General features: G+C 34.8%; 12 protein-coding genes and 1 CRISPR repeat array (1 of these 13 only partly in view). All 12 genes read left to right on the plus strand.

What is annotated here, in order from left to right; genetic code table 11:
• Window positions 1-18: 18 nt before the first annotated feature.
• The 12 genes from ftsY (at window position 19) to csn2 (ending at window position 11735) form a co-directional block, all read left to right on the plus strand.
• Entirely contained in the window at window positions 19-1044 is a 1026-nt protein-coding gene (gene ftsY / locus N0K73_RS04850) for a signal recognition particle-docking protein FtsY (protein ID WP_112249740.1), read from the plus strand.
• Between the two features lie 113 nt (window positions 1045-1157).
• Window positions 1158-1499, plus strand: a complete 342-nt coding sequence (locus N0K73_RS04855; protein WP_057973644.1) for a putative DNA-binding protein — start codon at window positions 1158-1160, stop codon at window positions 1497-1499.
• Between the two features lie 15 nt (window positions 1500-1514).
• Window positions 1515-2951: a signal recognition particle protein gene (gene ffh, locus N0K73_RS04860; protein ID WP_057973463.1), complete on the plus strand. Its 1437-nt coding sequence runs from the start codon at window positions 1515-1517 to the stop codon at window positions 2949-2951.
• 140 nt (window positions 2952-3091) lie between these two features.
• Window positions 3092-3367 carry a 30S ribosomal protein S16 gene (rpsP, locus tag N0K73_RS04865; protein WP_057973464.1) on the plus strand — a complete coding sequence of 92 codons (276 nt, stop codon included), beginning with the start codon at window positions 3092-3094 and terminating at the stop codon, window positions 3365-3367.
• A 10-nt stretch (window positions 3368-3377) separates the two neighbouring features.
• Entirely contained in the window at window positions 3378-3623 is a 246-nt protein-coding gene (locus tag N0K73_RS04870; RefSeq protein ID WP_057973465.1) for a KH domain-containing protein, read from the plus strand.
• 71 nt (window positions 3624-3694) lie between these two features.
• A complete protein-coding gene (gene rimM / locus N0K73_RS04875; protein ID WP_057973466.1) occupies window positions 3695-4210 on the plus strand; it encodes a ribosome maturation factor RimM in 516 nt (171 codons plus the stop codon).
• Window positions 4211-4212: 2 nt separating this feature from the next.
• Entirely contained in the window at window positions 4213-4944 is a 732-nt protein-coding gene (gene trmD, locus N0K73_RS04880; protein ID WP_112249742.1) for a tRNA (guanosine(37)-N1)-methyltransferase TrmD, read from the plus strand.
• Between the two features lie 129 nt (window positions 4945-5073).
• Window positions 5074-5421, plus strand: a complete 348-nt coding sequence (rplS, locus tag N0K73_RS04885) for a 50S ribosomal protein L19 (protein ID WP_057973468.1) — start codon at window positions 5074-5076, stop codon at window positions 5419-5421.
• A gap of 157 nt (window positions 5422-5578) precedes the next feature.
• A complete protein-coding gene (cas9, locus tag N0K73_RS04890) occupies window positions 5579-9640 on the plus strand; it encodes a type II CRISPR RNA-guided endonuclease Cas9 (RefSeq protein ID WP_112249744.1) in 4062 nt (1353 codons plus the stop codon).
• 238 nt (window positions 9641-9878) lie between these two features.
• Window positions 9879-10784 (plus strand): type II CRISPR-associated endonuclease Cas1, encoded by a 906-nt coding sequence (gene cas1, locus N0K73_RS04895; RefSeq protein ID WP_112249746.1) that lies wholly within the window; start codon window positions 9879-9881, stop codon window positions 10782-10784.
• Window positions 10762-11067 (plus strand): CRISPR-associated endonuclease Cas2, encoded by a 306-nt coding sequence (gene cas2 / locus N0K73_RS04900; RefSeq protein WP_225416472.1) that lies wholly within the window; start codon window positions 10762-10764, stop codon window positions 11065-11067. The genes cas1 and cas2 overlap by 23 nt, the downstream gene beginning before the upstream one ends.
• On the plus strand, window positions 11064-11735 hold the full coding sequence (csn2, locus tag N0K73_RS04905; RefSeq protein WP_112249750.1) for a type II-A CRISPR-associated protein Csn2: 672 nt from the start codon (window positions 11064-11066) through the stop codon (window positions 11733-11735). Before cas2 ends, csn2 begins: the two co-directional genes overlap by 4 nt.
• Window positions 11736-11761: 26 nt before the next feature.
• Window positions 11762-12306: a CRISPR direct-repeat array (repeat unit 36 nt; unit sequence GTTTTAGAAGAGTATCAAATCAATGAGTTTATTAGC) (it continues 1669 nt past the right edge of the window).

Consider the following 12306-nt stretch of genomic DNA (forward strand, 5'->3'; position numbering starts at 1 on the left):
GACTAGGAGGCGCTAAAATTGGGAATATTTAGTAGAATTAAACAGGCCTTTACGGGTGAAGAACCAGAATCTTCTGAACAAGAAAAATATGATAAGGGTCTCGAGAAATCAAGAAAAACTTTTGGACAACGATTAAATTCATTGTTTGCAAATTTTAGAACGGTCGATGAGGACTTTTTTGAAGAACTAGAAGAAACTTTAATTGAAGCTGATGTAGGGTTTGAAACAGCTATGACAATTAGTCGTGAATTACAAGAAGAGGTTAAATTACGCAATGTTAGTGATCCTGATGCTGTCTCCGCCGCAATTATTGAAAAATTGGTTGATTTATACGAATCAGAGGGTGAAAACGAAGATAATTCGATTGCACAAGCTGAATCGGGTCCAACCGTTATTTTATTTGTTGGCGTAAATGGTGTTGGTAAAACGACTACAATTGGTAAATTAGCACATCGTTACCACGAAGAAGGTAAGAAGGTTCTTTTGGCTGCCGGAGATACATTTAGAGCCGGTGCAATTGAACAACTCGCTGAATGGGGACGTCGTGTGGATGTAGAAGTCGTACGTGGTCCAGAAAAAAGTGATCCCGCATCAGTTATCTTTGATGCCGTTAAACGGGCTAAAGAGGAAGACTATGATGTCTTACTTGTTGATACGGCAGGTCGTTTACAAAATAAAGTTAATTTAATGAGCGAGTTAGACAAAATTAAACGTATCATCTCCAGAGAAATCCCTGACGCACCTCACGAAGTCCTACTTGTCTTGGACGCAACAACGGGTCAAAATGCATTAATTCAAGCTAAACAATTTAAGGAAACAACTGATGTCAGCGGTATTGTTTTAACAAAACTTGATGGCACCGCCCGTGGTGGTATTGTTTTAGCAATTCGTAATGAAATGCATTTACCAGTAAAACTTGCTGGATTAGGTGAACAGATGGATGATTTACGTGATTTTAATGCGGAAGATTTCGTTTATGGCTTGTTTAAAGGACTTGTTCGAGAACAACCTACAAAAGAAGAAGCAGAAACAACAGAAGAATAAAGTTAGGAAGTCGGATTTAATCTAATCTGGCTTCTTTTTGCTATTGACGTTTAGCCTTAAAATCGGTACCCTTCTAATAGGACTAAATGAAACAAAACGAAGGAGTTTTTTTAGTGGCGATTGATAAAACAAATCGAGTAAATGCATTGTTTGAATTTTATGAATCATTATTAACTAAAAAACAAGCTGAATACATGGCTATGTATTATGGCGATGATTTCTCACTTGGAGAAATTGCGGATAACTTTGATGTCAGTCGACAAGCCGTCTATGACAATATAAAGCGAACCGAAAAAATTTTAGAAGATTATGAAGATAAGTTGAATTTATATCATAATTTTATTAAACGTAATGAAAAATTGGATCAAATTAAACAGTATACAGATAGCAACTATGAAGAAGACCAAAAATTAACCGATCTAATTAATCAATTAGAAGAATTAGACGAAGAATAAGGGTAGGTAGTTAAAATGGCATTTGAAGGACTAACAGAAAGATTACAAAATGCGATGACGAAGCTTCGTCGCAAGGGTAAAATCTCCGAGACTGATTTAAAGGAAGTTATGCGTGAAATTCGCTTAGCCTTGCTTGAAGCTGATGTTAACTTTACGGTCGTTAAAGAATTCGTTAAAGTCGTTCGAGAACGCGCAATTGGGTCAGAGGTTCTTGATAGTTTAACGTCATCACAGCAAATCGTAAAAATTGTTAATGAAGAGTTAACTAAAGTTATGGGTGAAACAGCTGTTCCGTTAAATAAATCACCTAAAATCCCAACTATTATTATGATGGTTGGGTTACAAGGGGCTGGTAAAACAACGACAGCTGGTAAGTTAGCCTTAAAATTAAAAAAAGAAGAAAATGCTAGACCTTTGATGATTGCAGCCGATGTTTATCGTCCAGCTGCTATTGATCAATTACAAGTATTAGGTCGTGATTTAGAAATTCCCGTTTTTGAACTAGGTACAAAGGTTAATCCCGTAGAGATCGTTCGACAAGGGTTAGCACAGGCTGCAGAAAATAAAAATGATTACATTATTATTGATACGGCCGGTCGTCTACAAATTGATGAGAATTTAATGGATGAATTAGCTCAAATAAAAGCATTAGCCGCACCTAACGAAATTCTTTTAACAGTTGATTCAATGACTGGACAGAGTGCCGTAGACGTGGCTAAGGGCTTCAATGAGCAATTAGACGTTACTGGTATTGTCTTAACTAAATTAGATGGTGATACTCGTGGTGGTGCTGCCTTATCAATCCGTTCCGTAACAGGTAAACCAATTAAATTTATTGGTCAAGGCGAAAAAATGACTGATTTGGATGTGTTCTATCCCGATCGTATGGCATCAAGAATTTTAGGCATGGGTGATATGCTCACGCTGATTGAAAAAGCGCAACAAGATTTTGATGAAAAAGAATCAGCTAAAATGGCTGAAAAATTCCAAGAAAATACATTTGATTTTAATGATTTCTTAAGTCAAATGGATCAGTTACAAAATATGGGTCCTATGGAAGATATCATGAAGATGATCCCCGGTATGGCTAATAACCCAGCCATGAAGAACGTTAAAATGGATCCTAAAGATATTGATCATATGCGAGCAACTGTCTATTCAATGACACCACAAGAACGTGAAAATCCAGATGTCTTAAATCCAAGTCGTCGCCGTCGTATTGCTGCTGGTGCAGGACGTCCAATCGTTGAAGTTAATCGTATGATTAAACAATTCGGCGAGATGAAAAAGATGATGAAGAAAATGAACAGTGGTAATTTTGAGGGAATGGAAGGAATGCTTGGTAAGGGCGTAACGGGTCGCTTGGCCAAGATGTCCATGAATTCAATGGTTCGTAAAAATAAGAAAAACAAGAAAAAACGCATGAAAAAAAATAAAAATTCTAGAAAATAATCGATAAATAAATCAATACTGGTGTGGCTTTAAAGGCATTTTTGAAATTTATTTTAACTGTCAAGAAAAAAACCTTTACAAGCCATTAAATAACTGGTATATTAATTATTGTTGAAGTAGATATCAGGAGGTGTATATTAATGTCAGTAAAAATTCGTTTAAAACGTATGGGTTCTAAAAAGAGACCGTTCTACCGTGTCGTTGTAGCTGATTCACGTTCACCACGTGATGGCCGTTTCATCGAAAACGTTGGTACTTACAACCCATTAACAGAACCACAAACAGTAACACTTGAAGAAGAAAGTATTATTAACTGGTTGAACAATGGTGCACAACCATCAGATACTGTTCGTAACATTCTTTCAAATGCAGGCATCATGAAGAAATTCCATGAAGCTAAATTCTCTAAAAAATAAGGACGATTAAATGACTGAAGCAGAAGTGACAAATTTAATTTTAACAATTGTCAAACCGCTTGTTGAAAATCCTGATGATGTCCAAGTTGGACAGAAGCAAGATGATCATTATGTCTATTTTGAATTATCTGTGAATGCAGATGATATTGGCCGTATTATTGGGAAGCACGGACAAGTTGCGCAGGCTATTAGAACAATAATCTATGGTGTGCGTCTAGCAAGTTCGAAACGAGTGCGTCTAAACATATTAGATTAAAATAGTAACTCTTGAATGAAGCAGGAATGTTTTGTTTAGGAGTTTTTATTTTACAATGAAAAGGAGCAAATATGGATTATTATCAAGTAGGAACCATCGTCAATACTCATGGGATCAGAGGAGAAGTCAGAATTATGGCAACAACTGACTTCGTTTCTGAACGTTTTAAAAAGGGAACCGTCTTGTATCTGTTTGATAAAAATGGTAAACAAGTTATTTCATTAACGGTTATGACCTATAGACATCATAAAAATTTTGAACTCGTGACGTTTGAAGGATTACAAGATATTAACCTGGTTGAAAAATATAAAGGTCTGGATTTAAAAGTGGCTGATGAGGGTCTTCAAGAATTAGAAGAAGGTAATTATTATTACCATCAAATTATTGGGTTAGACGTTCAAAACGAAGACAAAGAAAAAATTGGGACCATTTACGAAATTTTAAGTCCAGGTGCCAACGATGTATGGGTTGTTAAACGACAAGGTAAGGGTGATCTGTTATTGCCCGTTATTAAAGATGTTATTAAAAATGTTAACATCGATAATAATCTTGTAACAGTTGAACTTTTAGATGGATTGGACGACTAAATATGAAAATTGATGTTTTGAGTTTGTTCCCAGAAATGTTTGATGGACCGATGAAACAATCAATTGTTGGTAAGGCAATTGATAATAATGTTCTTGATTTAAAATTAACTAATTTTAGAGATTTTACGACTGATAAACAGAACCATGTTGATGATTATCCATATGGTGGTGGCGCAGGGATGTTACTACAGGCGCAACCCGTTTTTGACGCTCTAGAAGCCGTTCAAAAAGAATCTAACACAAAAGGTAAAGTTATTCTGTTAGACCCAGCCGGCCGTAAATTTGATCAAAAAGTTGCCGAAGAATTTGCCAATGAAGAACATTTAACTTTCATTTGTGGTCATTACGAGGGATACGACGAACGTATTCGTGAACTTGTAACAGACGAGGTTTCACTTGGTGACTATATCTTAACGGGTGGTGAACTCGGAGCAATGGTTATGATCGATGCAACGGTTCGTTTATTGCCTGAAGTTTTGGGTAATAAAGAATCAGCCCCAGGAGATTCTTTCTCAAATGGTTTGTTGGAATATCCACAATATACGCGACCAGCGGATTTTAGAGGGATGAAGGTTCCAGATGTATTAACAAATGGGAACCATAAATTAATTGAAGAATGGCGTCAAAAAGAATCATTGAGACGAACGCTTGAGAGAAGACCGGACTTGCTGGAAGATATCCAATTATCTAAACAACAAGTTGAATGGTTGGCCGATATAAAATCGGAGAAGTAAAGGAAATTACCTTTACGCCTCTAAATTAATATGATACACTTTCAAAAGTGGTTAAAAGCCACATAAAATTACGATATTCCGCTGGCATATAAATGTGTATGAATTTCTGTCGAAAAGGAGATCCAAATTATGAGTCCAATGATCGCAAAACTTACAGAAGCACAATTACGTACAGATATTCCTGAGTTCCGCCCAGGTGATACTGTTCGAGTTCACGCCCGTGTTGTTGAAGGCACACGTGAACGTATCCAACTTTTCGAAGGTGTTGTTTTAAAACGCCGTGGTAAAGGTATTAGCTCAAGCTACACTGTTCGTAAAATCAGTAACGGTGTCGGTGTTGAACGTACTTTCCCATTGCATTCACCTCGTGTTGCTAAAATTGAAGTTATCCGTCATGGTCGCGTACGTCGTGCTAAATTGTACTACTTACGTGCTCTTAATGGTAAAGCTGCTCGTATTAAAGAAGCTCGCCGTTAGAAAGACGTTGAAAAGCCTTGTTAATCAAGGCTTTTTTTTTTGCCCAAAAATATGTTAAAATATGGCAGTATAAGGTAATAATTTTAAGAATATTATTATCATGATTATAGGAGATATGGCCGAGCAGTTGTATCTTGCTAGAAGAGGGAGTGGAAAAATGAACGATTCGTATAATATTGGGTTAGATATTGGAACCAATTCTATCGGTTGGTCGGTGGTAGACGATCAAAGTAAATTAGTTCGTGTAAAGGGAAAAATGGGATACGGTGTGCGCCTGTATGACGAAGGAAAGACAGCCGAAGAACGTCGAGGATTTAGAACAACGCATCGACGTTTAAAACGTAGAAAATGGCGATTAGGATTATTGCGTGAAATATTTGAACCATACATAACGCCAATTGATGAATCGTTCTTTTTACGACAGAAACAATCTAATTTGAGTCCTAAAGACGGTCAAAAAAAATATCCGCAAATGAGCTTATTTAATGATAAATTCGATGCGGATTTTTATCATGAATATCCAACTATTTATCATCTAAGAGCTAAACTAATGACGGAATCTAAACAATTTGACATTCGCGAAATTTATTTAGCTATTCATCATATTGTTAAATATCGTGGCCATTTTTTGAACGTGGCACCAGCGAGCTCATTTAAGAGCGGAGAATTTGATTTAGACGGACATTTTAATCAATTAACAAGCGTGTTCGACGACATTTTTAGCGAGTCTGAATTCAAACTGTCAACGGATCATTTAAATGATATTAAAGAAATATTGTTGGATAACGACAAGAGCGCAAGTAAGCGACAACGTCAAGCATTACCGTTAATTTATCGCGCCGTGACAGATAAAAAACAAGAAAAACTAAACAAGACGATTGCGACGGAAATCTTAAAAGCAATTTTGGGATTAAAAGCTAAATTTAATATTTTCACTGGAATTGAAGTAGATGACGCTAAGGCTTGGACATTAAGTTTTAACTCGGAAGATTTTGATGATAAATTAAATGGATTAGAGATAAGCGATAATGATCAAGCGGTACAAGTGGTTGAAGTATTGAGAGATTTATATTCTAGTATTTTATTAGCCGGTATTGTTCCTGAAGGGTATTCATTATCGGAGTCAATGATTGAAAAGTATAACGATCACCATAAACATTTAGCTTTATTAAAAGAAGTCCGTGGGCAATTACCCGAGAAGGATCAAAAGGAATTAAGAACTGCCTATGATGCGTATATTGATGACAATGAGACATTGGAAAACTTTTATACCGTTATTAGCAAAGTTCTTAAGAAACAAGACGCTGATGACAAGATTACTGAAATTTTGAATTTAATTGAGTTAGGTCAATTTATGCCTAAACAGCGTACAAAAGACAATGGCGCTATTCCGCATCAATTGCATCAAAAAGAACTTGATCAAATTATTGATAACCAGAAAAAATACTATCCTTGGTTGGCAGAAATTAATCCGAATGAGCAAAGACAAAAAACTGCCAAGTATAAATTGGATGAACTCGTCAATTTCAGAGTCCCTTATTATGTTGGACCGATGATTACAGCTGAAGACCAACAACAAACGTCAAACGCTAAATTTGCATGGATGGTGCGAAAAGAAGAAGGCCGAATTACACCTTGGAATTTTGATGAAAAAGTAGATCGCCAGGCTTCGGCAAATGAGTTTATTAAGAGAATGACGACAACGGATACTTATTTACTTGCTGAGGACGTTTTACCAAAGAGAAGTATGATCTATCAAAGATTTGAAGTCTTAAATGAACTAAATGTGATTAAAATTGATGACGAACGAATTACGCTTGAGCAAAAACAAGCTATCTTTAATGACCTATTCTTAAAACAGCCGCATGTTACGGTTAAAAATATTCAGTCTTATCTAGTAACAGAAGGGCAATATGCAAGTAATCCAATTATTACTGGACTAGCTGATGGCGAAAAATTCAATAGCAGTTTAAGTACTTACCATGAATTAAAACTAATTTTTGGTGATTTAGTGGACAATACGGATAAACAGGCTAATTTTGAAAAAATTATTGAGTGGTCAACTATATTTGAAGACGGTCGAATATTCGCTGATAAGTTAAATGAAATTGAATGGTTGTCAGACGAGCAACGCAAAAATATGTCGCTTAAACGTTATCGTGGTTGGGGTCGACTATCGGATAAATTATTGATGAAATTAGTTGATCAAAATGGCCAACGAATTATGGATAAACTCTGGGATACGAATGATAATTTTATGCAAATTGTCCATTCGGAAGATATTGATAAGGCAGTTACAGATTCAAATCAACTTCTTTTAAGCGACAATGATTCAGACGATGTCATTAATAACTTATATACGTCACCACAAAATAAAAAGGCGCTTCGCCAAATTTTATTAGTTGTTGATGATATCCAAAAAGCAATGAAAAATAAAGCACCAAGTCGAATTTTAATTGAATTTGCAAAAGGTAAGGAAGATAATCCAAGATTATCGGTACAGCGTAAACGCCAGGTTGAAAATGTTTACCAAACAATTAGTTCTGATCTCTTAAATGATCAAGAAATTAAACAAGAGCTAAAAGACCTTTCAAATTCTGCATTGGCAAATACAAGATTATTCCTCTACTTCATGCAGGGTGGTCGTGATATGTATACTAACCAACCGCTGAATATTGATGATTTATCAAAATATGATATTGATCATATCTTACCGCAAGCATTTATTAAAGATAATTCATTAGATAATCGTGTGTTAGTTTCGGCCAAAATGAATAGAAGTAAGTCTGATCAATTACCATTAAATGACTTTGCTGAAGTTAAATTTGGTAAAGAGATGCGTGCCAATTGGGAACAGATGTTACGCGCAGGATTAATTACGCGTAAAAAATACAATAACTTAACTTTAAACCCAGAACATATGAATAAATATACGATGAACGGGTTCATTAATCGACAATTAGTTGAAACAAGACAAATTATTAAATTGGCGACTAATCTGTTAATTAGTAAATATGCTGATGATGATGTGAAGTTAATTACCGTTAAGAGTAATTTAACGCATCAAATGAGACAAGATTTTGATTTCCCCAAAAATCGGAATTTAAATAATCATCACCATGCATTTGACGCATATTTGACTTCATTTGTTGGTTTATATTTATTGAAAAAATATCCTAAGTTAGAATCTTACTTTGTTTATGGTGAGTATCAAAAAGGGATGCCCCAAAATGCTGAATGGCGTAATTTTAATTTTTTGTCTGGTCTCAGGAAAGAGCAAGTAGTTGTTGAAGACACAGGAGAGATAATTTGGCAACAGGCTGCCGATTTGGCTTACATGAATAAAATATATAATTTCAAAAAAATTGTCATGGCGCGTGAAGTGCACACTAATAATGGCGCATTATACAATCAAACAATTTATAAAGCTAAAGATGATAAGGCAAGCGGACGTGGGGCTAAACAATTAATTCCTGCTAAAGATGATCGGCCTACGGAACTTTATGGCGGATACTCGAGCAAGAAAAATGGGTATATGTGTTTAGTTCGCGTTAAAGATAAAAAAGGGGAAAGTTACCAGATTTGTGGTGTAAACAGATTATGGGTTAATGAGCTTGAAAGAATTATTGATATAAAAGAAAGAAAGAGAAAATTAAAGTCACTGCTATCATCACAATTTAAAAAAAATATAGAGTTTGATATTGTGATAGAAAGAGTCATGATTAATCAACGTTTCTATGATAACGGTCAGGAGTTAACAGTTGCGTCAGATAATTACAGACATAACGCTCAAGAATTATTTTTAAGAAAAAGTTCTGTTCAATTATTGAACAATAATTATTCAAAAAATGAATCCCGAGATATGGCTCCAGAAGTATATGAAGAAATATTAGACCAGGTTAATACTTATTTTCCAATTTATGATATTAATGGATTTCGAGAAAATTTAAATAAAGGTAAAATAATTTTTAATGAACTACCATGGGATGACAAATGGGAGAATCGCAAGGTGGTTCAAATTGGCCAAAAAACGCTTTTAGATAGAATTTTAATAGGGTTACACGCCAATGCATCAAGAACAAAACTTGACGAGTTAGGGATTAAAACGTCATTTGGCATGTTAGTAGCAAAAAAAATAAGCTTTTCACCAGAAACGCAAATTATTTACCAATCGCCAACGGGATTGTTTGAACGAAGAGTTGCTTTAAAAGATTTATAGACGAAAAGCTGGCGTATCATTATTGAAATGATACGCCAGCTTTTTAAAATTTTAGGCACAAAAAAAGGCCTCATACGAGGCTCATAAGTAAAAACTCAACCCGAAGGTTTCGTTTGATTTTAACGCAGAGTATCAAATCAATAAGTTCATTAGTTGAGCGTATCGGACTCAACAAAAAAATTATAACACGCTTAGCGGTTATAAACAAGTAGTGTTATTGAAACGGGAGTGAAATGTTATGGGATGGCGAACAGTTGTTGTTACACAGCATGCAAAAATATCTTATTCTGGGAGAAAGATAATTGTTCAAACTAACAACGAGACACATCAGATTCCAATTGATGATATTCAAATATTGTTAGTTGAAACAACGCAGGCAGTTCTAACGGTTCCGGCAATTACGGAATTGAGTAACTCAGGAGCAAAAATTATTTTTTCTGGTCGTGATGGTAATCCAACATGTGAGGTTGTTGAGCAGTATCCAGGAAATAGAAGTGTTGTATCTATGCAAAATCAGTTTGCTTGGTCATTAGACCTAAAGGAGATCGCCTGGACAGAAGTGGTGGGTGCTAAGATAGCAATGCAAATTCAGGTTGCCAAACTATTAGATAAAGAAATTTTGGATTTAGAGTTAGAGGCGCAAAAATTAGAGCGTGGGGATCAAAGTAACCGAGAAGCCGTTATTGCACGTAAATATTTTCAATTGATATTTGGAAATAAATTTTCACGTAGTGATTTTAGTGCTATTAATGCGGCGCTTAATTATGGTTATAGCTTGCTATTATCCGCCGTAAATCGTGAAATTGTCTGCAACGGCTCACTCACGCAGTTAGGCATTCATCATCATAATACAATGAATGATTTTAATTTGGGCTCAGATTTAATGGAACCATTTCGTCCCGTTATTGATTATTGGGTTGCACATCAAAAAATGACTGATTTAACGCCTGATGTTAAATTCGGATTAATTGAATTATTAAATTTAGAATTAAACTATAATAACCAGACAATGATATTAAGAAACGCTTTAACAAGGCATGTCCAAAATTGTTTGAATTTTATGAATGATTCGAAAGATAATCTAACTGTAAAGGTGGAGATGATTCATGAGGTACCGAATAATGCGATTATTAGTAATGTTTGATTTGCCCACTAAAACAAGCTCTGAACGTAGAGCATATCGCCATTTCAGAAAATCATTATTAAATGAAGGCTTTTTGATGATCCAATACTCGGTTTATGTTCGGGTATGTGTTAGTAAACAGTCGGCTCAATTTATAGAAAATAGAATTGCGGGTTATGTTCCTGACGAAGGTCTTATTCAGACCTTGATGGTAACTGAACAACAATATAATAAAATGCATTTTTTAGCGGGTGAGCTAAAAAAAGATGTCCGTAACTCGTCGGAAAGGACGTTAATTCTATGAAAATAACTTTGTATCCTTATCAACCATTTGAAATTAAAAGTCATAAAATTACGGTATTCAGTACTAGTTCAGCCGAAGTATATACAAAGATGATTGCGGGAATAAAGGAACAACAGGATGTCGTTAAAGTGAGTGATGATCAGTATCAGGTTATGGAAATAACTAAGGCAATTATTTTTGGTGGAGAAGTGTCAACTATTGATTTGAATAAATTATTTCAAAGTAGATTAACGAAAAAAATTATTGGCGATTTGAGCGATGGACAAATCCAAAAGTTAAATCAATTGGACACGGAAATGCGCACCGCCATTTTGGATATTGCTTTTATGTACGATATATCTCTAGACGTCAACCAAGAGTGGGATATAGCAAGAACAATTAAATTTTTTAATTTAACATTTTCTAATGTCGTTCAAGGTAACTCATATGGTATAATAGAAAGTATAGTATTAACCGCTTCAGAATTAAATGAAACAAAAATTATCGTGTTAATGAACGTTTCGCACTATCTTAGTATCGGCCAATTCAACGAATTGGTAAGACTAGTTGCGACATTAGATGTAAAACTCTTTATCATCGAATTTTCAGAAATAATTGATGCAAAAAAGTATCAAAACTGCCGGTATTATCATATTGATAATGACTACATAGAGTGGCGATATGAATAGTATGAATATTTCATGAGAAAAAAATGGTTTTAGAAGAGTATCAAATCAATGAGTTTATTAGCAAAAAATAATTGAAAAGATTGCGAATGTTGGTTTTAGAAGAGTATCAAATCAATGAGTTTATTAGCGATGTTAACTTAATAGTCGATTTAACAGACGTTTTAGAAGAGTATCAAATCAATGAGTTTATTAGCAATAAAGACTTTCGATGACCATTATACCAGGTTTTAGAAGAGTATCAAATCAATGAGTTTATTAGCTGAAACGATTAAACAGTTTGCAGCAACGTTGTTTTAGAAGAGTATCAAATCAATGAGTTTATTAGCTCCTTTCATTACATAAAATGAAAGTTATTTGTTTTAGAAGAGTATCAAATCAATGAGTTTATTAGCTGCTGCTACTGGCAACACCATTGCTCCAAGGTTTTAGAAGAGTATCAAATCAATGAGTTTATTAGCCGGATCGTGTATTAAAAACGCAATTGACGAGTTTTAGAAGAGTATCAAATCAATGAGTTTATTAGCTATAACTAGATACAAGATTACAATTAATTTGTTTTAGAAGAGTATCA

The organism is Dellaglioa algida (assembly GCF_030127605.1).
Lineage (GTDB): Bacteria > Bacillota > Bacilli > Lactobacillales > Lactobacillaceae > Dellaglioa > Dellaglioa algida.

Coding starts and splice junctions, on each gene's coding strand:
- rimM (WP_057973466.1), top strand. CDS start 3,695: ATGGATTATTATCAAGTAGGAACCATCGTCAATACTCATGGGATCAGA.
- cas9 (WP_112249744.1), top strand. CDS start 5,579: ATGAACGATTCGTATAATATTGGGTTAGATATTGGAACCAATTCTATC.
- rplS (WP_057973468.1), top strand. CDS start 5,074: ATGAGTCCAATGATCGCAAAACTTACAGAAGCACAATTACGTACAGAT.
- trmD (WP_112249742.1), top strand. CDS start 4,213: ATGAAAATTGATGTTTTGAGTTTGTTCCCAGAAATGTTTGATGGACCG.
- csn2 (WP_112249750.1), top strand. CDS start 11,064: ATGAAAATAACTTTGTATCCTTATCAACCATTTGAAATTAAAAGTCAT.
- rpsP (WP_057973464.1), top strand. CDS start 3,092: ATGTCAGTAAAAATTCGTTTAAAACGTATGGGTTCTAAAAAGAGACCG.
- ffh (WP_057973463.1), top strand. CDS start 1,515: ATGGCATTTGAAGGACTAACAGAAAGATTACAAAATGCGATGACGAAG.
- cas2 (WP_225416472.1), top strand. CDS start 10,762: ATGCGATTATTAGTAATGTTTGATTTGCCCACTAAAACAAGCTCTGAA.
- N0K73_RS04870 (WP_057973465.1), top strand. CDS start 3,378: ATGACTGAAGCAGAAGTGACAAATTTAATTTTAACAATTGTCAAACCG.
- cas1 (WP_112249746.1), top strand. CDS start 9,879: ATGGGATGGCGAACAGTTGTTGTTACACAGCATGCAAAAATATCTTAT.